This window comes from Sphingomonas sp. (genome assembly GCF_041661885.1).
GTDB lineage: Bacteria > Pseudomonadota > Alphaproteobacteria > Sphingomonadales > Sphingomonadaceae > Sphingomonas.
Genome location: NZ_JBAZTL010000011.1, coordinates 1 through 21,452, shown reverse-complemented (window position 1 = coordinate 21,452; position 21,452 = coordinate 1). Strand labels below are relative to the sequence as shown.

Below are 21,452 nucleotides of genomic sequence, written 5' to 3'. Positions count from 1 at the left end.
CGCCATTGGCATTGAAGTAGCGCCCATCCTGGAAATACCGCGCTCCGGGGTGGGTATCAAGGCTCCCCGAAATCGAACCGTACGGCCTCTTCCAATCCATCTGCTCGCTGTGGTTTGGCACGTTCACGCTCCAGGGTCGGGTACTTGTTGTTGGGGTAACGCATGCGCTCGATGCAGCAAAGTCCTTCACCCATCGGGGGCGAGTCTTTCAGCGGCTTGCTCTCGCTCGGCAGGCGCAGGTCGGGGAGTATCGCGTTGATAGCGGCCATCTCGTTCTCCTTGGAGTTGGGGGCTGTTTCCAGCCCCCTTCTCGGTTACTAGATGCGGTCGTTGCCCTTCGGCATCTTGGCGATGTCGCCGTTGACGGGATACATGTTCCCGACGTCAGGCGTCTTCGAGATCATCGAACAGCCTTCCGCGAGGCTGCCGCCCTTGGCGTGGGCCGGAAACTTGGATGACTTCAAGTCCGAACCAGCGCTCTCAGGCACGTTGAGGCTTTCCTTGGAGGGGGGGCTGCCCTTGGTTGCGTTTTCCATTTCATTGCTCCTTGTGGGTGAGATTAGGCCGCAGAGGCCCAACGGATGATGCGGCCCTGCGGCGCATCGGTGTGGCACAGGCCGAAGCCGCCCAGGTAATACCAGGCGATACCGCGGTCACGGCCAAAGTCCGTGGGAATCTTGCCGCGGATTTCCTCGGGGATCACGATGCCTTCAGCCACGGTGTCGGCGCCGAAGAAGTAGGCGCGATCCGAGAGGCCGTTGGTCCAGCCGGCAGAGGCCACAGCGGTCTGCTCGATGAAGCGGATGCCCTCGTAGCGCCCGATTTCACCGTTGTAGATGAGCTGGAAACCCTGATCGACGTACTGGTAGACGGCTTCCAGTTCGTTCTTGAAGGTGCGGTACGTGCTCGGGCGGGCAATGCAGCCGTAGTGCTCGCCGTCGAACGGCGTGATGTCTCGTTCCTTCATCTGATCCGAGATCAGCTTGACGTGGGTCTTGTTCATTGCCACGTTGTTGGTCGCGGTCGGCGTGCCGGTCGTTTCCAGCGTGATCGCCGTTGCGCTGTTGCCCGACGCCGGGGTCACGGTGAGCAGTGCCAGATTCCACTGGCCCCATGCAGCGTAATCCAGCGCCTTGCGGGCGTTGTTCTTCAGCACCTTGTTGACCACTTCGGTCACCGAGTGCTTCGACAAGTTGTCGAGCTTGGCGGTGAAGGGGACGCCGATGCCGTATTCCGTCACGACCAGCGACTCCTGGCGGATGACGTAGTTGGTCTCCGGCATCGTCTGCGTTTCCGAGATCGGGCCGCCGGCGTTCACGGTATCGCCGTAAATGTTCCAGTAGAGGCGCGCGCCCTTCGACAGGCCCTTGCCTTCCTTGACGTCAGAGAACTGACGGAAACGCACCATGCTCTGCAGCGCGGTGCGCAAAATGTCGGACAGTTGGTCGGAATACATAAAACCCAGTTCTGTTACTTCAGCCTTGCGGCCTACTGACCCTTGCGGGCGGGGCAACCTCTTCGGATCACCCTCTCCACCTCTCGGTGGAGTTCAGACTATATCTTTAGCCGTTTCCGGCACGCAGCGCGTGTAGTCGTTGAGGAACCTGCTTGTTGAGGCGTGCATGCGGCAGGACTTGTTGGGGTTGGTGAGTTTGTAGAAATCCTTCACCGTGTCCACATCGTCCTGGCCCAGAGCAACCTGCTTGTATCCACCGTTCTTGGCGAACTTGTCGAATCGCCCTATCAGGTAGCGTGTCATCAGGTCGGCTCTCGCCGCTTTATTACCGAATAGCCATGGTCGGATGCGCTCCAAGAGCCGGTGAGAACTTTCCATCTTGTTCACCGTGATGGTGAGCATGGAGTCGCGCGAGGTGTACTCGCCGCCGCCCTGCTTCAACATCGGCTTTTGTTCCCTCTCGTTGAGGTAGGTGCGAACACCCATCTTGTCGAGAATCTCAATCGCCTTCTTGATCACGAATCCGTCAGTGTTGTAGAGCTTCACGGTGACCGACACTTTTGGTGCGGCTCGTTCCACCCTGCAACTCATCGACAATGACAATGTGCCGTCACCTTCGATGATCCCTGCTAACCATGCCACTTCGGCCTCAGTTGCAGTGTCCTGCTGATTGTCTCTATCCATTCCAGTTTCACCTAGGTAGTCGGATGGCTTAACGAGAGTTTCCAGCAAATAGCGCTGTTTAAACTCGGCAGTATTATTTACCGAGTGAATCGGTACCCCAAACTTGACCAGCCATAGTTGTATCTCCTGTAGATGAATTGGTTATGCAGCTTGTCCGCGCTTTTTCCTGATCTCATCCATCGCTTTCTCCCGGTACGCATCGCGTGTCATCTCGGGTTCTTCACGCTGGGCAGGGATGGTTGCGGAGGCACCAACTGCTGGCGTGGCGAGGTTCTTCTTGCGTTCCGTCCGGTCCTGCATGGTCCTGCCCATCCTGGTGTCAAGACGCTTGGCGGCTTCCGCCATCACGCCTTTGAAGTCCAGATCGGGTGTGCCGCCGCGCTTCAGGAAGTCGTTGACCGAGAGTCCGGTCTTTTCTTCGATCACATCGGCGGTGATCAGGTCATGCATGTTCTTCAGGATTTTGTCGCCGGCGATGTCCTTGCGGTCGCCGTAAAACTTTGCCACCGTCGTGTCCAGGTCGCTTTGAATGCGCGATGCGGCTGCGCGGGTCTCGACTTCCCGGGTGATGGCGGGTACCGCTTGTCGGATGTGCTCCTTGATCGTGGCATCATCGACTTCAGGGGTGGCTGGTCGGCGCCCCTCCATCATCGTTGCCATAATCTCTGTCGCACCATCCTCGTCTCCTTCGAGCAACTTCTTGTGATACTCGCGGGAGAGCGTTTTCAAGTCTGAAGCGTCCGTTGCGGATGGCTTGACTTGACCGGTAGCCTTGGCTGCCGTTATTGCTGCAAGGATTCTCTTCTCTTCCTGTGCCAAAAGCAATGCCTTGCCCCTGACCGACTTCTCGGCCTCGGCAGCGGCTTCCAGGCGCTTGTCAGCGCTGATGTTCTTCTGTGCGGTGGCGATGGCTTGCTCGTAGGGCACTTCCATCTCGACCCCATCCACCTTCAGGGTGGAGTACCACTTGCCGTCGCGCATGTGCACGGGGGCTGCGGTTGGGTCAGCCTGCTTGTCCTTCGTGGCAGCGGCCGGCTCATCTTCGGGGTCATCATTCTCAGCTGTGGCGCCCGGCTTCAGTTCGTTTTCAGCATCACGCTCCGCGCGGCGCTCGGCGGTGATGGAGTCCATCAAGGCCTGTCGTTCGGATACCTGCACCACAGCAGCCTTGTCAGCGTGGGTGGTGGTCTGTTCGGCCACATCCACGCCCAGATTCTCTTGGGTAGCTTCAGTTGTCATTGCGTTGCTCCAATATGATTTGAGCGTTGCGGCCGTTCGCAATCGCCTCTTTGATCCATGCAAGCGCCATCACGGCCGCTACGGCGGGTATTCGTTTCTGGGCGAACTCAGCGGGTTCAGACCCGGGTGTGCAGCACCAGTTGTTGAAATCCTTGATCTCCTGCCTGGCCCGGGCGGTGAGGTACTTGCCGACGTTGTGGTGCTCGAACTGCTCCATCTCGATGCCCAAGTTGGCATCGGCATACAGGTCATCTACGACTTGCGGTTCCATCGGCATGGCTTAGATGCCCTCCCGGCCAGTCGTGGCCTTGAACTTCAATTCGTTGTTGGCCTGCTGGCCTTTCAGGGCGGCCACCTCACGCTGGGTGCGGTCCTTGATCAGGGTCAGGCCGGCGGTGTTCTTCTGCTTCTCGGCGTCCATGCGGAGTTTGGATCGCAGGGTGGCGTAGCTGATGCCCTCCTTGAGTGCCAGTTCGGCATATCCAAGGCGCTCGGCGCTGGTCAGCTCCATCTTCTTCATGGCCAGTTCGTGCTGCCGGTTGGCCTCGGCGTCCTGGGCCTTGAACTCAAGCTCCATGCGGGCCTTGGTCACGGCGGGGTCTTCAGGCTGCTGGGCGTTCGGGTCAACTGGCTTGAAGAAGCGGGCGCCGTCCTTGTAGCCAAGGCTGCCCATCACCTCCTTGATGACTTCCTCGCCGTTGATCTGGCCCAGCATGTCGGGGGCAACTTGCGATATGGCTCCGAAGGCAGTGCCAAGATTGGTCACTTTCTGCTGCGGGTTGGTCGCGCCGATGCCGACATTGACCGCCAGCGTCACTTCGCTGCTCAGCATCTCGTCGGTTACAGCATCGACGTTGAACTTCTGGAAGAACTTGGACTGCTCCGCGGCAATGGCAATGACGTTCTGGTCATCCTCGTAGTAGGCCTCCATCAACACCAGTTGGCGCAGGGTTGGCTCTACCCAGGTCTCGACAAAGGTGCGCAGGCTGTAGTCGCTGATGGCGTTGGCTGAGCCGTCCAGCAGCTTCATGCCGCCCACGGTCTCACCTACGCCGCGGTTGCTCTGCACGGTGGATCCACTGAATACGCCGTGCATCTCGTCGATGGCGTTGTCGAAGCGATCGGTCTCCTGATAGCTGCTGCTCGTCACGTCGGGGGTATCAACCACCCGCACGTCGGTCTCAGGGTTATCCACCATGATTCCGCCGCCCGGCACGCTGCGCATGAGGTTGTCGAGGTCAATCTGCTGGCCGCGCTTGATGAAGTAGCGCTTGTTCATGGCCAGACGCACGTTGTCCAGGCGCTGGTTGGCGGTGTCGTTGGTTGCTTCCTGCAGGCCGGCCGTCAGGTCCGCCACGCCACTCGGGTAGGTCCGGTGGGCTTCCAGCACGGCCATGCCCATGGTGATCGGGCGCTGCTTGCCCTTGAGGTGTGGGTAGACCTGCTCGATCGGCACCATGTCCGAAAGGACGAGAGTGGTGCCAACGGTCCAGAACACATAGTCCCGGCCTCCCTTCTTGACGAAGTTCTCATGCAGCCAAACAAGCGTTTCCTTATTGGTCTGGGCTTGCGCGGGGTCAACGCGGCTTTCCTCACGGGCACGGCGGGTGCTGTCGTAGTAGTCGGTCTTGGCGCTCTGAAGTTGGCCCATCGTGAATGGGCGCCAGGGGATGGCTCCGCCGCCATTGGCGGCCTTCTCCATCACTTCCCCGATATACATGGGGACGATGCGGATGCAGTAGGGGCTGCTGTTGATCGGGTCGCGCCAGTCGGCGGCCGGGTCGAATCTCAGGTTCTCCGGGGCCAGCAGGTCGATGCAGGGCTTGTCGTGGAGCACGCGCTTGGCTCTGGGTGCCGGCTCCTGGGCTTCCTCGTTCTGCTCGATCGTGGTCTGGGTCTCGGTCGGTGGCGGCTCGTCCTCGTCCACCGCTTCGTAGTGCCAGTAGTTGTAGCTGGCGCAGATGCCATACACCTCAGTGTCCTGAAAGGCGCCCATCGCGGTCAGGAACCACGGAATGGTCCTGCTGAGCCGGTATTGGAGCAGGCCTTGCTGGATGCCCGCAGCGGCGGCTGCATTGGCGCTGCCGGCGTTCTCGGCCGTCACGCTGATCAGGTCGCTGTTGCTGAACAGGGCTGTTGCGGCTGCAGCTTCGTTGCTGCGAATGCCATAGCGCGTGCGGGGCCGGAATATCTTGCTGCGGCTGCGGTAGTCCTTGGTGTCGTACTTGCTCCCGGGCGGGTGCTTGTTCATCCAGTTGGCGAGGTTCCGCTCCCAGTTCTTGCGCACGCTCGATTCCAGGTAGGTGGTCGAGTCGTTGAAAATCTGGGTGGCCTTCTGGATCAGCGCCGGGTCACCACTGCGGTCAGGACCGGCATCCGAGACTGGATTCTCGGGGTTGCTCTGAGGTAGCAAGTCGGGGTTGTGCTCGCTCATGTGGGGTGCCTGACCAAACGGGAATCTGGGTACCTGACCAGGTGCTCAAGCGCTTGCTGCGCTCCACCTACGCCACGGCTGATGCGGTAGCGCTCAAGAATCTCGCCGCCGGCGCGCGTGATCATCTCGTCGCTGGCCAGTTCAGGGCGGATTGCGTAGCCCTTCTGCTGATTGAGCGCCATGTTCTGGATGTAGATCATGCCGCCGCGGATGCTCACGGCCCACAGGTGCGGCAGGGCTGGTGTCCCCGGGTATTTCTGGTGCAGGTAGTCGCCCACGCGCTTGCAGATTTCGTAGTCCTTGAGTTCTTCAAAGCCTTCGGTGACGAGCATGTTGGTCATTAATCAGTCATCCATCACGCTGTTATTGTGATAAACAGCCCAGCCGCACGGAATCGTGGCAATCAGCAGCGCGGGCACAGAACGTTTCTCGTCCATCGCGTCAACCGCCCACCATGCGATCCCAGCCAGTAGCACCTTCGAGATAATTATCTTCTCGTCGCTTGGATGTGAGCCTAGCAGCGGGTTCCCTTCTGCGAAGCCCCTGTCCATCGCGTGCATCGTCAAAGCAGCGTCGTAAGCGTTGCAGCCGATCAGCGTGCCAAAGGCGATATCCTCCGCTGGCGTCATGTTGGCGCAGCCGGTCAGCATGGAAAGCAGTAACAGATTTTTCATCATGCTGAAATTGCTCCAAATGTTTTCCACGTACCCGGCGTGCCGGCCGTCGTGCAGACCCACCCGATGGTTCCAGATGCTGCCGGGGCGTTGTTGTAGACGATGTCGCCCTGTGCCCACTCGCCCACCGTTGGCGCCGCTGAGTTGTAGGTGATGATGGTGGCGGGGTATGCGGGGAACTCACCCTGCGGAGCGGAATTCCCAGAGTAGAGTCCGATCGAGTGGACATCAAGTGTCCCAGAAACTCCAGCACCAGATAGCAGGGTTAAGTAGAGTCCAACCGTTGACGTATCTGTCAGCGCAGCAGTTATCCTAATGGGGAACGCAAACCTAAGAGTCTGCGCCGAGTAGTCCGTTGTAAAGCCTGCCGCCGCGCCGGAAGTCGCCCCTGCTTCTACAAAATAAAGAATGAACGTGCCTGATGTGAACGTCGGAAAGGTGACGTGGCCCGTGATCCAGAACATATCCCCCTGCTTGAGAAATCCACGAGCCTGCGTTGTCGCCTGAAACGTAACAACCTGCCCATTTGGGGTTACAACCCACTTTCTTCCGTAGCTGGCATCGAGGGAAGGAATGACAGAGGTGCTTCCAGAGGCGGATACCGTTCCAACTTTGGGATCGCTGAATCCGCCGTTCCAGCGCCACATCAATGTGGACTGCGTGTTTGACAAAATCGTTGATACGAGTCCGGCATCCCCGGCTCCGCCGCTCCTGTTGTTTCCGCAGTTCTCGAACGTAATCCTCGGTTCGGCTGCTCCCACACCTGAGAGCTGTCTTACGGCGCAATCGCGCAGGATGACCCTCGACTGCGAGGCATCCAAACTGAAGTAGTCTGCAATCTCTGTTGAGTCTCCAGTAAAAGACGATCCTATCAACGTGAGCGTGCTGTTGGAGAGTTTCATTGGACTGGAAGCGGATGCCCCCATAGTGCCCTGGCTGAACACTGCACGGCAGTTCTCCATGTCCAGAGCGTATGTCGGGACATTCGCGCCACTCCACTCGCTGTGATACCCATTTGACTCGAATGCGAACTCGCGCTCCCACGTTCCGCCACCCCCATTCAGCCGGAGGATCGTCCAGCCGGATGACGGGAGGGCGCCTTCCAACAGGAAGTTGGTGGCTTGGATCAACCTGATCCCGCGCAGATCGCACACCACCTTCTCAGTCGTGTTGTTAGGGCATCCGCTTTCGTGGTTGACGTTGTTCAGATACATCAACGTGCCAATGAGCGTCGAAGTTTCAGAGTGGAATGTCCCGCTGGTCCCGCGGAACTGGATGTTCGTGTAGTCGTTGTTCTGGAAATAACTTCCGACCTTGAAAACGAATGGTCTTTCGACGTTCTCGAAATTAACGAGATTGAACGAGGCTTTGTGGTTCGATCTGAATACGAAGAAATCCCTGCCTGGAACTGACTGAGCGCACTTGAACGTAATGTTCCGCACCTGCAAGAACTGGTTGACCGTTCCTGTGTCGTAGAAGAACGACGCTATGTCGGCGTTGTCCAGAGTTACCTGTGAGCCCTGACCAGTGTCGTTCTCTCTGCCACACACTTCGCCCTCAAGGACAACATCGACCTTCGCGGATGTGTGCGTATATCCCGACGTGACTCTGAAGTTTCCCGTTGGGAAGACCACCTTTCCACCGAATCCCGGAGATGCCACTACGGTTGCAATCGCCGCATGGACAGCGGTTGTATCATCCGTAGTCCCGTCACCTTTCGCGCCGAACCACCGAACATTTACCGCACCACTCCATATCCTTAGCCACCGACCAGCGCCACTGACCGCCGTAGGCTTGATGATCGTTCCGGCATCGTCTGTTGCAGTGCTTTCGGCGCTCCATTTGAACGCTCCGCCACCACCATCCGGTGTATCCACGGCGTAGTAGCTCGTTACGTCGGCGGTCTGACCGGCGGCCGCTCCAGTTAATAGTCGAAGTGCCGCGATTGACGCCAGCGTCGTCGTTGGAAGGGCATGGAATCCCTTGGTTCCTACATCATCCGTGCCGTAATACTTGGATGCGGAAGGGCTGGTCTCATCGCCTGATAGTTTGATCCCTCCAGCAGGGGCGGTGATGCTCTGTTGAACCGCTACCGCTGCTGTAATGCTCGGGGTCGCATCATCGTAAGCGAGCGTTACCGAATCAGTATTGACAAGGGCCGCTCCTACCGCATCCTGAGCGCGCTCATCAGTGAAGTATTGATTTGATCCCTCACTAATCGCAGTCGTCGTGAGCCCAGATCGCACCAACGACATGCTGACCTGCTTATCCACCCCGCCCTGCACGACATAGAGCGTCTCAAGCCCCGTCAGTTCGGTGACTACTGCAAGCTCTGTGACCTTCTTATCAGCCATCTTGTTGCCTGCTCATTTCGTCACCTGTCTGCATCAGGATGTTGTCGCCAGTCTGCAAGAGAATGTCCGGCAGCAGGCCCTCAAACGGGTTGTGGCCTGGCCGCTCGTACTTGGGGTATCGGGTGTCGTAGACCTTCACAGGGCGCTCAGGGCCGGCGATGGATCGCACGAGTGACTTCATGTCGATTTCACGGGCCACTGGCGCCTCCGATTAACTTTGTTGCAACATCATAGGACAAACGATAGCGAAACACTATGCCACCTCGGGCTCGAAGGATTCGCCGCCCATAGGGTTGTGCGCAGCACCAGGCTCAAAGCTGTTCACGCTCCACAGGGCTACGGGTTCGGCAAAGGTGAGGCAGAAGGCGTCTGCCAGGTCAGGCGAGCGCACACCGCGGGCCTTGGCATCCTCCTTCTTCTCCAGCACGTAGCGGCTCTTGGAGTCGAACTTGTATTGCAGGCCGCACAGGTCAGCGGCAAGGGCCTCGTCCTTGGGGATCTTGCAGGGGCCATCCTTGAGCCATTCGCGGGCCTCACCCCACATCTCGGCGCGCTTGTTGTAGTACTTGTCGGGCCGGTTTGGCTTCTCGCCACCGTTGACGGCTCTCGCTGGCATGCCGAGCTCGCGCATGCGGTCGTAGACGCCGGCGCCCAGGCCAACCACGTCCACGAAGATGGCTTTGGGATTGTAGATGGCAGCGTAGCGCTTCACAGTGCCCACAATGTCCATGGTGTCCAGGCCGTTCCAGGACTTCACCCAATGGCATACGCGGCCCTCGCGCACGCACAACGCTGTGCGATCCTCGCCGAAGCGGGCCGGGTCAACTCCGAACACCACGGCACCGAATGGGTCGGCCTTGGCGTTCATGGCGCGCTCTACTAGGGTCATGGGCATGAAGGCGCGGCCGCCGGTAGTGCTGAAGGCCTCCAAGACGCTTGCCGGGTATTCGCGCTTGAATAGCTGGTCACCCATGTCGCCAATCTTCTTGCGGCGCCACATCATCTGGGCCATGTCCAGCTTGTGCATGGCCTGGTATTCGAGTTCATCGTCGTCCAGCTTGAAGCGCTCGATCGGCGCTTGGCGATACTCGTCCGTCATGTACCACGGGATGAAGATGGGCTCGAAGTCGTTCTCGCCGGCGACGGCGCGCGACCAGGTGCTGTGGAAGTAGTTGCCGATGCCATCAGCCGTTGACTCCATCCAGATCTCAGTGTCCCGGCCCATCTCGCCCTGGGGCACGGCTTGGAGCAAGCCTGCGCTGTGGGTCTCGGCATTGGGCTGGTAGGCCACCTCGGAGCTGTGGACGAACTGCAGGGTCTTGCCGCGGCCAACGCCCTTGCTGCCGGCGGTGCCAACTCCCGTTCCGCTGTCCAGCAGTTTGAAGTTCAACTCCTTGGCGTTGCTGGCGCCGGTCTGCGGCCTCACCTCAAGCGGGCAGTTCTCATGGAATCGCTCAGTCATGCTGAACAGGTTGTCAGTCGATTCCTGCAAGTGGGTCAGGATGTAGCTCTGGTATCCCTTGCGGTGGCTGGTCTTGTGGTAGCTGCGGCCGGCAATGTAGGTGCTGATCCCCTGCTGCCTGGCCTTGCAGGCAATCAGGCGGACGAAGCCGCGCTTTTCCATCTGGTCCTCAGCGCGCTTGTGCAACAACAACTGGGGTGCGTTCAGGATGAATGGCTTGATCTCGCCCTGCTTGGTCCTGACCTTGAGGCAGTTGGCAGCGTAGAACGGAAATTCCTTGTAGAGGCGCGCGCCAAAGGCAAGTTGCTCAGGCGTGAACTGGTGGCTCATGCCTTCTTGGCTCTCTTCACCGCATAGGCCCAATTCGGTAGACGCGCTGGGGTATCAGACCAGCCATTTCGCCCGTTCGGCTTCAGCCCACACATTTCCCCGGGGCCATCAACAGCATGCATGTAAGCCCGCATCTTCTCCAGACTCTTAGAGAATTCGTGGTACATGATCGTCACCCGATCATTGAAGGATTCAATTGATCCAAGCGCCAATGCTCCGACAGCGATTGTGGTGAAGATACTCGGCGCGAACCATTCGCCGCTCTTCCGTAGGCCAAGCTTCTCAAGGCAGAAATGCACGTTCCATTCATGGTTACGGGCCTCCTTGGCGTCCGGTATCTGGCATGCATCCAGCAGGACAAGCTTGTTGGCGTTACCCGTCTGCAGGTCAGAGAGTCGTTTGGCCGGGTCTTGCGCCAAGCCAAACTTCACATTCCCAGCCTCATCGGATATGGCATACAGGTTGGTCGATATCACTTAATCACCCCAGCCTGCTTCATAGCCTCCAGCAGGCTCTCGTGGCCAGTCAGGTTCACTTCCTTCATGTCCGTGAACAGCTTGTTGTACTTGCCCAGCAGCTCATTGGCCTTCAGGGCATTGCTGGCGTCGAACTTGTAGGCCGGAGCCAGATCACCACTCGGCGTCGAGACCAACATGGGGTTGCCCTCGGTGTCATACACCGGTTCCGCCTGCATACAGCGCTCGCCAATGCTCTTGATATTGCGGAGCACGTAGCTGCTGTCAACGCCCAATTCCTTAATGATTTCAGCCTTTCGCCGCTCCAAATAGGCTGAAACTTTAGCTTCGGTTAACAGCCGTGATGCGCAAGCTCCAGCCGCTGCGTCACTGCACGCTGGATAGGCAGCCAGATAGGCCCTGCTGCCATTTCTGTGCTTAAGCCAATGTTCTGCAAAGATTTTCTGGTTTGGGTTGAGGCCGTCCTTGTCGATGGAACACGGCCTTGCCCTCTTCTTGACGGCTGCGGCGGCCACGGGCTTACTGCTTACTCCAAGCCTGCCAGGCCTTGATGCACTGCACAGCGGTGTTTCCGAACAGCATCAGTGCCTCGGCGTTTGGCTTGTCGAGGGTGACCAGGGCGGGCTTCTCTGCGGGGCTGAATTGGATTTCGGGCCAGTGGGTTCCGCAGGTTGCAAGCTCTGGCGGCGGCACTGGCATTATTGGCACGGGCACCTTCACCGTTTGGGTGATCACCTTGGGGGCTGGGGTGTAGGCGGCGCAGCCGGTCAGCAGCAGGGCGGCGAGGATGGCTTTCATTCGTCCTTGCTCGTCAGTGCCAGTTTGGCCAGGTGCATGAAGAAGCCAGCCGTGGTGTGCCGGTCTGGATTGTGGCCGAAGCAGGCAAAGTATGGGTTGAAATCGTTCGGGTAGATCCCGCCAACCATCAGCGTCTCCATCGGCTCGACCTCACCAGATTCGAGCATGGTGGCCAAGTGACGTAGCTGGCCCGGGATGTCGTTGACCAGCGGGGCCGTGCGTATCTGCACCACTTTCAGGTCGGCGCTCACTGCGTCAGCCCCCTATACCACTCGTTCATCTGCTGGGCGCCCTTGGCTTCCATCTGGCGGGGTTTGGCGTTCAGAATCTGCTTGGCACTTTGGTCGCGGCCGACCTGTTGCGTCGCTGCTACGGCTCTCAGGTTCTCGATCGAGGCATTCTGGTCATTGACGGTGCTTTGCAGTTCCTTCACGGTACCGGCGCAGGTCTGGTTATCGCGCACTGCTACTGCGTGGTCCTTGCGCTCGCTGGTCAGGGTTCCGTTGAGATGCCACGTGGCCGTTGCCATCCCAAGGAATAGGGTGGCGAGCACTCCCATGATGTAGGGGGCGGCAGGGCCGAGGATGAATCTCACGATACGCAGCACCTATTGAAACAGTGGTGACGTATGGTAACGGCTATCGTGAATCTACGCCACTACAGACACTCGCACAAGTTGTTCTTTTGTTTTTCGGTAAGGGTAGTCATAATGGTCTGCGGCGATCTCGCCGAATAGGAGCTGGAACATGAAGAAGTCCAAAGGCGGAAAAGGTAAGGGCAGCAAAAACCCGAAGCCGGCGTGCTGAATTACAACCCCGCTACGGCGGGGTTTTTAGTCGATGGCCTCTAACTAACTCGCGTTAGCCCTCAAGCAATGCATACCCATCCTCGAACGCTTTGGCTGGGCTGTAGCTCTTGTAGCCATCGTCGTAGACCACGTAGTAGCCGCCCACTTCCGGGCGGTGCTTGCGCGTGTAGGCCGCGTCCACAACAAACGGCGCGTAGCGCTTGTCGGATGGCACCAGCAGCAGGCTTCCGTCGCTTTCCTGCTCCGGCGAGGCCGTGCTTTTCAGTTCGGAAATCTTCAGCGCCCAAACCTGCTTGTGGCACTTGTAGCGCGGCATTTCAATTTGTGCAGATTCCATCGTCGTATCTCCATCAGTGCCCAGCTTTGAACTTGCGCTGGGCTAACAAGCGGTTCAAGCGGACGGGCTTCGCCCGCCGCTTAACCTGAGCGTTGGGCGTCAAGACCGCGTCTATCGCCTCGACCTCCGGCGCAATCGTCCGCTCGTCGCCGTGATCCAGCAGCGCGTCGCGTGCGCGTTGCAGGGCACTCCGTAGCCGCTCAATCTCCTCCGCCGCCTGAGACTGAACCCGCTTGTGGTCCAGGTTCATCGTTGCAGCTTCCCACATGCGCAGATCGGCAAGTATGGTCATGGCGAGTTTCCAAGAAGAACGCATGCCCAGATCAACAATGCAGCATTGCAGGCCAGATCACCGGCAATATTTCCCGGTGTGCGTTGCGGATAGTTCCCCGTCCCAAGCCAAAACAAGCGAACCAAACAATCCAGCGCAAGAATCGCCGCCATAAACCAGATAAACACGTTCATTTCTTGTCCATCGCCCACGCGACAAAAAGCCACACCGTCACGTTTACGTCACTCACCATCAGCCACTTCACGTCATCGCCTTTGCCAAGCGCAGTCAGCACCGTGCCAGCAATGCACAAGCACCACGCAATCAGGTAGTTCATGGTTTACGCTTCCTCGTCGGCTTGCTGTCGTCAGGGTTTGCTAGGCGATACCACCTGTAAAGCTCTAGGATCAGCTCTACGGGTAGGGCGCGGTTCCACTCGTCGCAGGGCGGGTTAGGTTTCATGGTGACTTAGAATTGGTGTTGAGTGTCACGGCAGCGTATTCAGTAGCTTCAACATCAAGCCAACCATCAGCGTGCAATGTGAACCCACAATGGCCGCAGGCAATGGCTTCACCATCAATCCAGCGCCACACCACTTTCCCAGCATTCCAGTCGGAACAGTTCACGCAAGGGCAATACTGCTCTTCACCGCACTGCGGGCATTTCATGCTGCACCTTCCAGCCGCTGTCGGCTAACAACGCGCTCCACGCTCACGCTTCCACCGCCGCCTTGATCTCAAGCATGTTGGGTTGGAAGTCCATCAGTTACCCCGCATTAAACGAAGCACAAACGACCCCTTGCTCAAGGCCGTCTGCCGACTCTCCGACAAGCTTCACTTCCACATGCTCAGGGCTGTTGCACCAAGATGAATATGAGTCATCCCATTTCGCGGGTTCATCAGGCGCGCAGTTTCCTCATCTGGGGCTGCGACCACGGCAGAATCATAGGTGTCGTAGTCATAGTTTTGATTCTGTGAAATAAGGAACAGTTTCATGGTTTTTTCCTTCAGCGTCCAATCAGGCTAATGCCAAACACCATGATCACAGCCGTCTCCATCAGCACCGCGAACCACAGATTCAAGATGGTCTTGCGGCAGTGCCGGATCGTGCTGTTGGCTTCGATCAGGGCGTAGTGGCGGTCCATAGCGTCAGGTTTCATGTCGTCATCCTCGTGGATTGCAAGGTTTGCACCTGGTTGCGATGGTGGCCGCACTCGTTCACCGCAGGTCCCACATCTCATCTCGGAGTTTGGGTCTGGCTTGCTTCCGTCAGGGTTGGTGACAAGTGTTGAGTGCAGCATCTGGCCGCGCGGGTTCTCAGCGTACGTGAATGCCAAATGTAGGCTGCCGTCGTCCAGCAGGTGCATGATTCGGACCATAGCATTTCTATTTGAATAGTTTGGTTGGCGCCCGGCGATTGTCCGGGCTGAAGGCGGTCAATTCAACTGATCTCTTGTGCCGGCGCTCTTTTCTCGCTTTTATCTTCTCTTCGTAGACCTGGATGACCTCCTGCGGTGGCAGCCATTTCCACTTGTGCAGTCTGGCTCCCTTTACCTTCGTGCTGACCTCGTAGATGAATCTCGCATCAAGCGCATCGTTTAGCTTTTTTGCGAATCTTCCGGTCATCTCCCGCTTCTCGCCAGTCACCGTGTTGCAGTACTGGTGGGTGGCTTCAAGATACTCTCTAGCGCTATTTAATCGCAGAAACCGCTTCGCGCGTCTGAGTTGTTCAATACTGTTCAGTTCGATAGCTTCAGCTTTGTTTGGGATGACCAGCCTGGGCGGGACTATGGCTTTCATCAGTGCGTAACCATCAGTTCTGCCGGTATCTCAACCACTTCCACCGGATCCAGCCCGTGCTTGGCGATGAAGGCGTCAATGGGGCTGCTGGCCTCTGGCTTGATGTGTTCGTGCATGTGGACCTCGTAGCGGTTCACCTTGGTGGGTTCGTTCGGCACTGGGCCGAAGAATTCGATGGGCCGGTAGTGGTGGCGCTTGCCCTGCACCGTCACAGCGATGGTCTCGCCGAGAAAGCACGCGGCCTGCTCTCCGTTGCATGGACCGCCGAACAGGGGCACCAGCCTTGCGCCAGGGGCCAGCACGTAGACGTCGAACAGTTCTCCGGTCTGGATAACCTTGGTGGTACCTACACCGCGGGCCATGTAGGTCTGGCCGCCTACGGTGATCTGCTGGTTTACCAAGTCCCGCGGCAGCAGGTCGCCGCCTTCGTTGACCAGGTGAAGGGTGCGGCGCACGCCTTCGTCGGTTGGGGGGTCGATTTGGGGGAAGGTTTTCATTTCATGGTCCCGGTGTAGATGGTGGCCTGCACAATCGCCAGCAGGAATTGAGCGAAGGACAATCGGTACTGGCCTACGGCGGCGAAGCAGGCGGCCATGCCGAGGAATGTGGCTACCTGCACCACGAGCAAGAACATCATGCGAAGTACTCCGACCAGATCCAGCATGGAAGCACGATGGGCCACGTCAATGCGATGAACAGGTGGAATGCCCAGCCCGCAGGCTTCTTCTCCAGCAGCAACGCTCGGGCGTAGATGTCCACGCTGATGTTGGTGCCGGCCCAGATATACATGATCAGAAAGGCGGTGCACATTTAGAACCTCACGATTGGCTTAAGCATCTCGCCCCGGATCACTCGATCTCCGAATGCTTCATTGACGGCTTTGGTCGCGCTTTCGAGGCTGTCGCAGTCATCGAACCACATGATGCCGCCCTTGACCATAAGCGGGCTGAACAGAGCGATGGCATCGACGTAGCTTTGATACTGGTCTGCGTCGATGTGGCAAAAGGCGATGGGCTTCAGGTTCCCCGGCATGGTCTGCGGGAATACGCCGACGTGGAATATGGCGGACGGGATCAGGGCTCTGACGCTGGATTCATCGGTGTCTGCGAAGTCGCCGACTTTGTGGCTATCTCCGGTGTGCTGGAATGGCATCCCGGTGAAGGTGTCGAACAGGTGCAGTTCGCGGCCTTGTGACTCAGCGACGTCAGCCAGTATGCGAGCGCTGCCGCCCTTGTAGACGCCAAGCTCAACGAAGATTCCTGGGGGCGTGCAGCTTGCGACCAGATAGAGCTGTGCAAGCGTGACGGGGTTGATGACTGAAAGGCTCACGTCGCTCATTGCGTTTCGTCCCTCGGGTCTGCTACTTGTTGGGCCCCGGGCATGCGCATCTGGATCACCAGCGATGCGCCGAAGGCTGTATCGGACGGATTGGTGACGTCGTTCAGCGTGACCAACATGTCACCAACCACTTTGCGGCTCACCTCCCTGTGCGGCAGCGCGTTCCATTCAGCTTCGTAGCGCGGCACCTCACCATCATCTCTGCTGCGCCAAGCATCGATCTCACTGGCGATGGCCTGCGCCACCGTCTCCGGGTCAATGCTCGCCTGGCAGGCTGCTGTGCCCGTCCTGTCGTCACGCTTACAGCTATCCCAGGTCAGGTGCATCATGTGGCAGGGGTAGCAGGGGGTGTTCTGGGGCACCATCGCGGTGGTGTTGATCCAGTCCCGGGTCAGGTTCTCTTCGGTGCTGTGGCTCAGGAAGATGATCTTGGGCACTGGCAGGCAGCAGGCGGCGTTCAGGATGCCAGTCTCTGGGCCAATGATCAGGTCAGCCTGGTCGATGAATGCCAAACTCTTCCGGATGCTCCACTTGCCGCTGGTGCAGGTCACCCGTGGGTTGTCCTCCCAGCCTGCCTCCAGCTTCTGGCACTCGGGGCCGCCTACCAGCACGATGTGGGCCTCGGGGTGCGCGTCAAGGGTGCGCTGCATCACCTCGTCCATGCCGGCGTAGACCTTGTGGATGCTGCTGCCGGCGAGGGACCAGAGGATGATGAAGCGGGTGTTTTCCTTCATGTAGCCGCTTGACCAATCCCGTCCAATCTCTGCGCGCCGATTTCGTGCCAAGCACTTTTCTGACTCGGTGGCGTAGAAGCGCACCTGCGGGATGTGGGGAACGCCGGCCAGCTCGTGCTGCACTTCCAGGTAGTTGTGGTTCATCAACCGGTGGCGGGTTTCCTTCGGCCACTTGTAGGTGATCCGGTGCGGGATGGACAGCAAGGTGCTTTCAACCGACTCGGATAGGTTGACCCATTTGTCATATCGCTTCTTGCGCACGTCCCAGAACTCGCCCAGCAGGTGGTTCGGCACCATGTCCTTTTCCTGCCGGATCAGTTTGTCGATGTGCGGATCGTGCTCGATCGCTTGGCAGCCGGGTTCGCTGGCGTAGACCGTGACAACGTAGCCATCATCCTTCAGCCCCTTGATCACGCTCGATGCTTGAAGCATATCTCCGAAAGCGCCCACGCGGAAGCACGCTGCGGTCTTCTCGGCTGACTTTGGCTTCTGGCAAGAGAACAAATTCTGGCGACCGGGAAGGCGGCGGTAGACTTGGAGGAAACTATACTCGTTGCCCTCGCTGCGGCTCTCGTCCACTTCCAGGTCCCAGGCGCCGACCTTGAGCATCCAGTCGATCACCTGCTGGCGGGTGGGGGTGAATTTGTGGTCTGGGTTCGCGCCATACTCGCCCACGTCTGGGTACACGCCCTTCTCGGGAAGGTAGAGGCAAAGCGTGCCTCCCACCTTCACCGTGCGGAACCACTCCCGCAGCACGTAGATGGCCTGGTCTTCGGGAAAATGTTCCAGCAGATGGCTGCTCAGGGTGCAGTCCATGGTGGCGTCACCGATCAGCGGTAACTGCGCCGCGGTCTTCACCAGGTAGTCAGGCTTGATGACGTGGCCGAAGCCTTCATGGTGGCCGTTGTCTACGCTCATGGCTTGGTCAACCACTTTGAACTGGCCGGCACCGATATCAAGGATCTTGCCGTGCAGGTATTCGATCAAGTCCCAGCGGCATTTGTAAATTTCTCCGCTTTCTGGATCTTCCGCTCTCCAAACCATGTCACTCCCCCTTGATCGGCCCATTAATTTCAGCCCAGTGAGTCACGCGCACCATGCCGCAATGGCCTGTCCCGTCGTATCCGAAATCACCAGACACCTTCAGATGATCGCAGCCGATGAACTTGTCGGCCATTCCGTCTATTGTCGGCACTTTGCCAAATGCCAGAACTTCGACACCAACCTTCGGCAGCTTCACACTTCGGTCAATCCATTCGATAGCCATTTCATTTCCCCCTTTTGATGAGTTCACTCATCAGTTTCATGGCCTTAGCTTCCGAACCCTGGACCAGATGTTTAATCGTCTGCCGAGCTATGGCTGCGCGGATGCGCTTCTCCTCGTTTTCGAGCATCAATTCCTTCTCCGTCTTGATCCCGCGCCCAGAGGCCATCTGCAGAACGCAATACCACACCAGATACGGCACTGGATGATTTTCCTCATCGTTCACGTAGTACTGCATCAGGCGCGGCTTCACGTCCAGGCGCTTGCCTACTTCTTCGCGGCTCAGCTTGGTGCGCTCGATGGCCTTGGCGAAGGTGATGCGCGGCTTGAACTGGCGGGCGTCAATCAGCATCGTCTTCACTGCTGGTAGTGGCTTCCGCCGCTGCCACTCCTGCAGCGCCCACAAGCTCCTTGAGGGTTGCCACCTCCATCCGCAGGCGGTTGCGCCAGTCGGTGCGCTCAGCGAGGCGCTGGGTCAGTGCGTTCACCTCTTCTTCAACTGATCGAAGAGAGGCGGCCTTGGTGCGGTACTGCTCTTGCTGGTCTTTGTTCATGCGGCAGACTGTGCCAGCATTTTCTGCCGTTGTCAAGTAAAAAAGAAGGGGGCTAAAAAGCCCCCTCCAATACCACTGCTTTGCTGCGGGGTTTAGCCCACGCTGATGGCGCCAGTCGGGGCGATCGACTTCTCGAAGCCCGGCAGGATGACGGCGGTGGCGTCGGTGCCCATCTGGAGATAGAAGGTGTCTCCGGTGGTCAGGGCGATGTACTTGTCCGCCTCGTTGGTGCTGGTGGCGCTGCCGACACCCGTGTGGTCGATCTCCAGGCGCTGGAAGCCGGCTGCGGCTGCGCTCAGGACATACGGCCCATAGGTGCTGGTGGTGGTGCCGCTGATCTTGATGCCAGCGATCGTGGCGCCAGTGCCGGTGGTAGTCACCGTCGCGGTTCCGTTCCAGCCGGTGTGGGTGCTGGTTCCGGCGGTCAGGGTCTTCACGAAAACGCTGTGAACCTTCTCGTCGGTGAAGGCCACGTACTTGGCGAAGCTGGCCGATGCGCCGGCCGCGTTCTGCGCTTCGTTTTGGGTGGTGCGGGCCAGATACGCGGGGTGTGCGTAATTCTTGCTTCCTACTGACATGATGATTTCTCCTTGCCAGCCTCCTTGGCGGTAACACTGAGACCGACACCAGAGGTAGGCCTGGGCGGTTATCCGATCGGATACCTGAGTTTGCCACCTTCGATAGTTTTTTGCTATTGACCTTGGCTCAGTCTTGCCATTTCACCTTGCTGTTTTCACGCGCCGCTGATTCCTTGGCTGCGTAGTAGAAGCTCACCAGTTGGGCGACTTCTTTAAAGATAATTCCCTCGCCGAAAGTGACGCCGCCGTGCTTTTTGGCAAGGTCGCATATACTGTTTTGTTCTTTCGTGGTCACGTCGAAACGACTTTTGCATCCGCGCATTTCTGCACGCGCTTGATGGCGGCTAGGCACTTGCCGCGAGTGGTGTAACTCTCTCCGCTGTCGGCGATGATCTTGCCGTTGCGGGCGCGCAGGCGCCAATACCAATGATCGTTGCCATCATAGACTTCAAACTTCATGGTGCGTCTCCGGTAGTCGGATTTATAAACGTCAGCAAAAGATATGCGACGACAAGATGAAATGTGAAAACCATTGATACCGTCATGGCGTTTCCCCGGTAGTCGTTTCCGTTGTGGGCTTGGTAGTCGTAGTGGCTGGCGGCATAGGCATACCCGGCAAGGATACGCTCGTTTTCAGGACTTTCGATACTGCCGGAATAACGATACCGGCCATGTAGGTTAGGTAAACCGCATCGCTCATCTGTCCCTTTACTGCCAGATAGACCAGCACCAGCGATGCCACCGCGAAGCCTCCAACGAGCACGCATCGCGCCGGGTCTGTGACTTTGGTTATCGGATCGATCAGCAGATCGTCAAAACTGAACCGGCTGCGATCGTCCTGGTCTCGCCTGATTAGGTTGCGGGCAATCAACGCCACCACCAGCCCCAGGACGATCAGGAAGATCGCCAGCGTGATCCAGTCGCGGACCTGGGCGGCTTCAATGGCAGCGGCCATGGCTTCGCTCACACCAGCACCTCATCCAGCAATGCCTTAATCATCGGCACGTCGAACGGCTTGGGCAGATAGGCCGTGATTCCCCACTGGTCAAGCTGGTGACGATCGAAAACGTCACCATGCCCGCTGACCATGATGATAGGGGTGATGCACCCAAGGCGTCTCAGGGCTTTAGCCAGCACCGGGCCGCGATGAATCGGCATCTCGCAATCGGTGATGATTGCAGCGTATTTCTCCGGGTTTGTAAACCACGAGCCAAGCAGCGCTCCGGCCGAACTATGCGGCTCAACCGTGTATCCCGCAGCTTCGCATTGCTTTGTCATCAGCAATAGCAAAGACGGGTCATCGTCAATCAGTAGCAAGGTCTTCATGTGACTTTCTCCGATCCTCAAACCGGCCAAGATAGCGCTCGACATCGGCGAGGGGTATATCGTATTTGAAGGCGGTAACTTGAAGGAACGACCGCAGGCCATAGACCTGACTTTCAAGGCGGAACTGCACTTGCTTGGATGCGTCCTCGTTTTCCTCAAGCTGATTGATTCGGATACCGTCTGCGATGCGGCCTTCGCGGCATTCTTTCAGTTCCTTGCTTTTGGCATCGTGGAGAATTCGATATTCCTCCAGTGCGGTCTTTCGGGCCTGACGTTTTGCGGTGCTGTAGGCGATGAAGCCGCTTACCCCAATCGGGCCTGCGGAGCCTAGCAGCCATGCCCACCACGGAACAGTCTCAGGGATCTGAATCGTCGTGTCTGCAATCGCCACTGGAATCACACCAATGGTAGCGCCAAGCAGGATCAGCCCGCATGTTGCCAGCCAGCGGAGCAGGCGTCGCTTCGTTGGATCAGCCATCTTCTATGACTCCCTTGTAAAGTGCCTCACGGTGTTCATTTCTTCGCAATACCAGCCA

Annotated in this window: 38 protein-coding genes; all 38 read right to left on the bottom strand. The window is 58.2% G+C overall.

All coding sequences use genetic code 11. The features are described from left to right. Positions 1-56 precede the first annotated feature (56 nt). Positions 57-269, bottom strand: a complete 213-nt coding sequence (locus WC704_RS16620) for a hypothetical protein (protein WP_372891935.1) — start codon at positions 267-269, stop codon at positions 57-59. Positions 270-317: 48 nt separating this feature from the next. Next, the gene (locus WC704_RS16615; RefSeq protein ID WP_372891933.1) at positions 318-536 is read right to left on the bottom strand and encodes a hypothetical protein; all 219 of its coding nucleotides are present in this window, start codon (positions 534-536) and stop codon (positions 318-320) included. A gap of 23 nt (positions 537-559) precedes the next feature. Continuing rightward, positions 560-1,456, bottom strand: coding sequence for a hypothetical protein (locus WC704_RS16610; protein ID WP_372891931.1), 897 nt, complete (start codon positions 1,454-1,456; stop codon positions 560-562). A 93-nt stretch (positions 1,457-1,549) separates the two neighbouring features. Then, on the bottom strand, positions 1,550-2,140 hold the full coding sequence (locus tag WC704_RS16605) for a hypothetical protein (RefSeq protein WP_372891930.1): 591 nt from the start codon (positions 2,138-2,140) through the stop codon (positions 1,550-1,552). Between the two features lie 141 nt (positions 2,141-2,281). After that, positions 2,282-3,379, bottom strand: coding sequence for a hypothetical protein (locus WC704_RS16600; protein ID WP_372891928.1), 1,098 nt, complete (start codon positions 3,377-3,379; stop codon positions 2,282-2,284). Further along, positions 3,369-3,656, bottom strand: coding sequence for a hypothetical protein (locus tag WC704_RS16595; RefSeq protein WP_372891926.1), 288 nt, complete (start codon positions 3,654-3,656; stop codon positions 3,369-3,371). Before WC704_RS16595 ends, WC704_RS16600 begins: the two co-directional genes overlap by 11 nt. 3 nt (positions 3,657-3,659) lie before the next feature. Next, the gene (locus tag WC704_RS16590) at positions 3,660-5,813 is read right to left on the bottom strand and encodes a hypothetical protein (protein ID WP_372891924.1); all 2,154 of its coding nucleotides are present in this window, start codon (positions 5,811-5,813) and stop codon (positions 3,660-3,662) included. Beyond that, positions 5,810-6,154 carry a hypothetical protein gene (locus tag WC704_RS16585; RefSeq protein ID WP_372891922.1) on the bottom strand — a complete coding sequence of 115 codons (345 nt, stop codon included), beginning with the start codon at positions 6,152-6,154 and terminating at the stop codon, positions 5,810-5,812. Before WC704_RS16585 ends, WC704_RS16590 begins: the two co-directional genes overlap by 4 nt. A 3-nt stretch (positions 6,155-6,157) precedes the next feature. Next, positions 6,158-6,490: a hypothetical protein gene (locus WC704_RS16580; protein WP_372891920.1), complete on the bottom strand. Its 333-nt coding sequence runs from the start codon at positions 6,488-6,490 to the stop codon at positions 6,158-6,160. Then, positions 6,487-8,841: a glycosyl hydrolase family 28-related protein gene (locus WC704_RS16575; protein WP_372891918.1), complete on the bottom strand. Its 2,355-nt coding sequence runs from the start codon at positions 8,839-8,841 to the stop codon at positions 6,487-6,489. The genes WC704_RS16580 and WC704_RS16575 overlap by 4 nt, the downstream gene beginning before the upstream one ends. Further along, positions 8,834-9,040 (bottom strand): hypothetical protein, encoded by a 207-nt coding sequence (locus tag WC704_RS16570; protein ID WP_372891916.1) that lies wholly within the window; start codon positions 9,038-9,040, stop codon positions 8,834-8,836. The genes WC704_RS16575 and WC704_RS16570 overlap by 8 nt, the downstream gene beginning before the upstream one ends. Positions 9,041-9,094: 54 nt before the next feature. Further along, positions 9,095-10,633, bottom strand: a complete 1,539-nt coding sequence (locus WC704_RS16565; RefSeq protein WP_372891914.1) for a hypothetical protein — start codon at positions 10,631-10,633, stop codon at positions 9,095-9,097. Continuing rightward, positions 10,630-11,109 carry a GIY-YIG nuclease family protein gene (locus tag WC704_RS16560; protein ID WP_372891912.1) on the bottom strand — a complete coding sequence of 160 codons (480 nt, stop codon included), beginning with the start codon at positions 11,107-11,109 and terminating at the stop codon, positions 10,630-10,632. The genes WC704_RS16565 and WC704_RS16560 overlap by 4 nt, the downstream gene beginning before the upstream one ends. Next, positions 11,106-11,624 (bottom strand): terminase small subunit, encoded by a 519-nt coding sequence (locus tag WC704_RS16555; RefSeq protein WP_372891910.1) that lies wholly within the window; start codon positions 11,622-11,624, stop codon positions 11,106-11,108. Before WC704_RS16555 ends, WC704_RS16560 begins: the two co-directional genes overlap by 4 nt. 4 nt (positions 11,625-11,628) lie before the next feature. After that, complete coding sequence (locus WC704_RS16550; RefSeq protein ID WP_372891908.1) at positions 11,629-11,907, bottom strand: hypothetical protein; 279 nt, start codon at positions 11,905-11,907, stop codon at positions 11,629-11,631. Then, complete coding sequence (locus WC704_RS16545; RefSeq protein WP_372891906.1) at positions 11,904-12,158, bottom strand: hypothetical protein; 255 nt, start codon at positions 12,156-12,158, stop codon at positions 11,904-11,906. Before WC704_RS16545 ends, WC704_RS16550 begins: the two co-directional genes overlap by 4 nt. Then, complete coding sequence (locus WC704_RS16540; RefSeq protein ID WP_372891904.1) at positions 12,155-12,502, bottom strand: hypothetical protein; 348 nt, start codon at positions 12,500-12,502, stop codon at positions 12,155-12,157. Before WC704_RS16540 ends, WC704_RS16545 begins: the two co-directional genes overlap by 4 nt. A gap of 265 nt (positions 12,503-12,767) precedes the next feature. Then, positions 12,768-13,052 (bottom strand): hypothetical protein, encoded by a 285-nt coding sequence (locus tag WC704_RS16535; protein WP_372891902.1) that lies wholly within the window; start codon positions 13,050-13,052, stop codon positions 12,768-12,770. Between the two features lie 13 nt (positions 13,053-13,065). Next, the gene (locus tag WC704_RS16530; RefSeq protein WP_372891900.1) at positions 13,066-13,344 is read right to left on the bottom strand and encodes a hypothetical protein; all 279 of its coding nucleotides are present in this window, start codon (positions 13,342-13,344) and stop codon (positions 13,066-13,068) included. Next, positions 13,341-13,517, bottom strand: a complete 177-nt coding sequence (locus WC704_RS16525; protein ID WP_372891898.1) for a hypothetical protein — start codon at positions 13,515-13,517, stop codon at positions 13,341-13,343. Before WC704_RS16525 ends, WC704_RS16530 begins: the two co-directional genes overlap by 4 nt. Further along, the gene (locus tag WC704_RS16520) at positions 13,514-13,660 is read right to left on the bottom strand and encodes a hypothetical protein (RefSeq protein WP_372891896.1); all 147 of its coding nucleotides are present in this window, start codon (positions 13,658-13,660) and stop codon (positions 13,514-13,516) included. Before WC704_RS16520 ends, WC704_RS16525 begins: the two co-directional genes overlap by 4 nt. Positions 13,661-14,156: 496 nt before the next feature. Next, positions 14,157-14,318 carry a hypothetical protein gene (locus WC704_RS16515; protein WP_372891894.1) on the bottom strand — a complete coding sequence of 54 codons (162 nt, stop codon included), beginning with the start codon at positions 14,316-14,318 and terminating at the stop codon, positions 14,157-14,159. 11 nt (positions 14,319-14,329) lie between these two features. Continuing rightward, positions 14,330-14,482 carry a hypothetical protein gene (locus WC704_RS16510; protein WP_372891892.1) on the bottom strand — a complete coding sequence of 51 codons (153 nt, stop codon included), beginning with the start codon at positions 14,480-14,482 and terminating at the stop codon, positions 14,330-14,332. A gap of 226 nt (positions 14,483-14,708) precedes the next feature. After that, complete coding sequence (locus WC704_RS16505) at positions 14,709-15,122, bottom strand: hypothetical protein (protein WP_372891890.1); 414 nt, start codon at positions 15,120-15,122, stop codon at positions 14,709-14,711. Continuing rightward, positions 15,122-15,619, bottom strand: a complete 498-nt coding sequence (locus tag WC704_RS16500; protein WP_372891888.1) for a hypothetical protein — start codon at positions 15,617-15,619, stop codon at positions 15,122-15,124. Before WC704_RS16500 ends, WC704_RS16505 begins: the two co-directional genes overlap by 1 nt. Continuing rightward, complete coding sequence (locus tag WC704_RS16495) at positions 15,616-15,759, bottom strand: hypothetical protein (protein WP_372891886.1); 144 nt, start codon at positions 15,757-15,759, stop codon at positions 15,616-15,618. The genes WC704_RS16500 and WC704_RS16495 overlap by 4 nt, the downstream gene beginning before the upstream one ends. After that, the gene (locus tag WC704_RS16490; protein ID WP_372891884.1) at positions 15,756-15,932 is read right to left on the bottom strand and encodes a hypothetical protein; all 177 of its coding nucleotides are present in this window, start codon (positions 15,930-15,932) and stop codon (positions 15,756-15,758) included. The genes WC704_RS16495 and WC704_RS16490 overlap by 4 nt, the downstream gene beginning before the upstream one ends. After that, on the bottom strand, positions 15,933-16,460 hold the full coding sequence (locus WC704_RS16485; protein WP_372891882.1) for a TylF/MycF/NovP-related O-methyltransferase: 528 nt from the start codon (positions 16,458-16,460) through the stop codon (positions 15,933-15,935). Beyond that, entirely contained in the window at positions 16,457-18,238 is a 1,782-nt protein-coding gene (locus WC704_RS16480) for a methyltransferase domain-containing protein (RefSeq protein WP_372891880.1), read from the bottom strand. Before WC704_RS16480 ends, WC704_RS16485 begins: the two co-directional genes overlap by 4 nt. A 1-nt stretch (position 18,239) precedes the next feature. Further along, complete coding sequence (locus WC704_RS16475) at positions 18,240-18,461, bottom strand: hypothetical protein (RefSeq protein WP_372891878.1); 222 nt, start codon at positions 18,459-18,461, stop codon at positions 18,240-18,242. Position 18,462: 1 nt separating this feature from the next. Further along, positions 18,463-18,819: a hypothetical protein gene (locus WC704_RS16470; RefSeq protein ID WP_372891876.1), complete on the bottom strand. Its 357-nt coding sequence runs from the start codon at positions 18,817-18,819 to the stop codon at positions 18,463-18,465. Continuing rightward, positions 18,800-19,012, bottom strand: a complete 213-nt coding sequence (locus WC704_RS16465) for a hypothetical protein (RefSeq protein ID WP_372891874.1) — start codon at positions 19,010-19,012, stop codon at positions 18,800-18,802. Before WC704_RS16465 ends, WC704_RS16470 begins: the two co-directional genes overlap by 20 nt. 92 nt (positions 19,013-19,104) lie before the next feature. Further along, complete coding sequence (locus tag WC704_RS16460) at positions 19,105-19,590, bottom strand: hypothetical protein (protein ID WP_372891872.1); 486 nt, start codon at positions 19,588-19,590, stop codon at positions 19,105-19,107. A 127-nt stretch (positions 19,591-19,717) separates the two neighbouring features. After that, the gene (locus tag WC704_RS16455; protein WP_372891870.1) at positions 19,718-19,885 is read right to left on the bottom strand and encodes a hypothetical protein; all 168 of its coding nucleotides are present in this window, start codon (positions 19,883-19,885) and stop codon (positions 19,718-19,720) included. Then, positions 19,882-20,049 carry a YegP family protein gene (locus WC704_RS16450; RefSeq protein ID WP_372891868.1) on the bottom strand — a complete coding sequence of 56 codons (168 nt, stop codon included), beginning with the start codon at positions 20,047-20,049 and terminating at the stop codon, positions 19,882-19,884. Before WC704_RS16450 ends, WC704_RS16455 begins: the two co-directional genes overlap by 4 nt. Positions 20,050-20,131: 82 nt before the next feature. Beyond that, complete coding sequence (locus WC704_RS16445; RefSeq protein WP_372891866.1) at positions 20,132-20,557, bottom strand: hypothetical protein; 426 nt, start codon at positions 20,555-20,557, stop codon at positions 20,132-20,134. Beyond that, a complete protein-coding gene (locus tag WC704_RS16440; protein ID WP_372891864.1) occupies positions 20,554-20,916 on the bottom strand; it encodes a response regulator in 363 nt (120 codons plus the stop codon). The genes WC704_RS16445 and WC704_RS16440 overlap by 4 nt, the downstream gene beginning before the upstream one ends. Next, entirely contained in the window at positions 20,894-21,394 is a 501-nt protein-coding gene (locus WC704_RS16435) for a hypothetical protein (RefSeq protein WP_372891862.1), read from the bottom strand. Before WC704_RS16435 ends, WC704_RS16440 begins: the two co-directional genes overlap by 23 nt. Positions 21,395-21,452: the final 58 nt, after the last annotated feature.

Coding starts and splice junctions, on each gene's coding strand:
- WC704_RS16620 (WP_372891935.1), bottom strand. CDS start 269: ATGGCCGCTATCAACGCGATACTCCCCGACCTGCGCCTGCCGAGCGAG.
- WC704_RS16615 (WP_372891933.1), bottom strand. CDS start 536: ATGGAAAACGCAACCAAGGGCAGCCCCCCCTCCAAGGAAAGCCTCAAC.
- WC704_RS16610 (WP_372891931.1), bottom strand. CDS start 1,456: ATGTATTCCGACCAACTGTCCGACATTTTGCGCACCGCGCTGCAGAGC.
- WC704_RS16605 (WP_372891930.1), bottom strand. CDS start 2,140: ATGGATAGAGACAATCAGCAGGACACTGCAACTGAGGCCGAAGTGGCA.
- WC704_RS16600 (WP_372891928.1), bottom strand. CDS start 3,379: ATGACAACTGAAGCTACCCAAGAGAATCTGGGCGTGGATGTGGCCGAA.
- WC704_RS16595 (WP_372891926.1), bottom strand. CDS start 3,656: ATGCCGATGGAACCGCAAGTCGTAGATGACCTGTATGCCGATGCCAAC.
- WC704_RS16590 (WP_372891924.1), bottom strand. CDS start 5,813: ATGAGCGAGCACAACCCCGACTTGCTACCTCAGAGCAACCCCGAGAAT.
- WC704_RS16585 (WP_372891922.1), bottom strand. CDS start 6,154: ATGACCAACATGCTCGTCACCGAAGGCTTTGAAGAACTCAAGGACTAC.
- WC704_RS16580 (WP_372891920.1), bottom strand. CDS start 6,490: ATGATGAAAAATCTGTTACTGCTTTCCATGCTGACCGGCTGCGCCAAC.
- WC704_RS16575 (WP_372891918.1), bottom strand. CDS start 8,841: ATGGCTGATAAGAAGGTCACAGAGCTTGCAGTAGTCACCGAACTGACG.
- WC704_RS16565 (WP_372891914.1), bottom strand. CDS start 10,633: ATGAGCCACCAGTTCACGCCTGAGCAACTTGCCTTTGGCGCGCGCCTC.
- WC704_RS16550 (WP_372891908.1), bottom strand. CDS start 11,907: ATGAAAGCCATCCTCGCCGCCCTGCTGCTGACCGGCTGCGCCGCCTAC.
- WC704_RS16535 (WP_372891902.1), bottom strand. CDS start 13,052: ATGGAATCTGCACAAATTGAAATGCCGCGCTACAAGTGCCACAAGCAG.
- WC704_RS16530 (WP_372891900.1), bottom strand. CDS start 13,344: ATGACCATACTTGCCGATCTGCGCATGTGGGAAGCTGCAACGATGAAC.
- WC704_RS16525 (WP_372891898.1), bottom strand. CDS start 13,517: ATGAACGTGTTTATCTGGTTTATGGCGGCGATTCTTGCGCTGGATTGT.
- WC704_RS16520 (WP_372891896.1), bottom strand. CDS start 13,660: ATGAACTACCTGATTGCGTGGTGCTTGTGCATTGCTGGCACGGTGCTG.
- WC704_RS16515 (WP_372891894.1), bottom strand. CDS start 14,318: ATGAAACTGTTCCTTATTTCACAGAATCAAAACTATGACTACGACACC.
- WC704_RS16510 (WP_372891892.1), bottom strand. CDS start 14,482: ATGAAACCTGACGCTATGGACCGCCACTACGCCCTGATCGAAGCCAAC.
- WC704_RS16505 (WP_372891890.1), bottom strand. CDS start 15,122: ATGAAAGCCATAGTCCCGCCCAGGCTGGTCATCCCAAACAAAGCTGAA.
- WC704_RS16500 (WP_372891888.1), bottom strand. CDS start 15,619: ATGAAAACCTTCCCCCAAATCGACCCCCCAACCGACGAAGGCGTGCGC.
- WC704_RS16495 (WP_372891886.1), bottom strand. CDS start 15,759: ATGATGTTCTTGCTCGTGGTGCAGGTAGCCACATTCCTCGGCATGGCC.
- WC704_RS16490 (WP_372891884.1), bottom strand. CDS start 15,932: ATGTGCACCGCCTTTCTGATCATGTATATCTGGGCCGGCACCAACATC.
- WC704_RS16485 (WP_372891882.1), bottom strand. CDS start 16,460: ATGAGCGACGTGAGCCTTTCAGTCATCAACCCCGTCACGCTTGCACAG.
- WC704_RS16480 (WP_372891880.1), bottom strand. CDS start 18,238: ATGGTTTGGAGAGCGGAAGATCCAGAAAGCGGAGAAATTTACAAATGC.
- WC704_RS16475 (WP_372891878.1), bottom strand. CDS start 18,461: ATGGCTATCGAATGGATTGACCGAAGTGTGAAGCTGCCGAAGGTTGGT.
- WC704_RS16465 (WP_372891874.1), bottom strand. CDS start 19,012: ATGAACAAAGACCAGCAAGAGCAGTACCGCACCAAGGCCGCCTCTCTT.
- WC704_RS16460 (WP_372891872.1), bottom strand. CDS start 19,590: ATGTCAGTAGGAAGCAAGAATTACGCACACCCCGCGTATCTGGCCCGC.
- WC704_RS16450 (WP_372891868.1), bottom strand. CDS start 20,049: ATGAAGTTTGAAGTCTATGATGGCAACGATCATTGGTATTGGCGCCTG.
- WC704_RS16440 (WP_372891864.1), bottom strand. CDS start 20,916: ATGAAGACCTTGCTACTGATTGACGATGACCCGTCTTTGCTATTGCTG.
- WC704_RS16435 (WP_372891862.1), bottom strand. CDS start 21,394: ATGGCTGATCCAACGAAGCGACGCCTGCTCCGCTGGCTGGCAACATGC.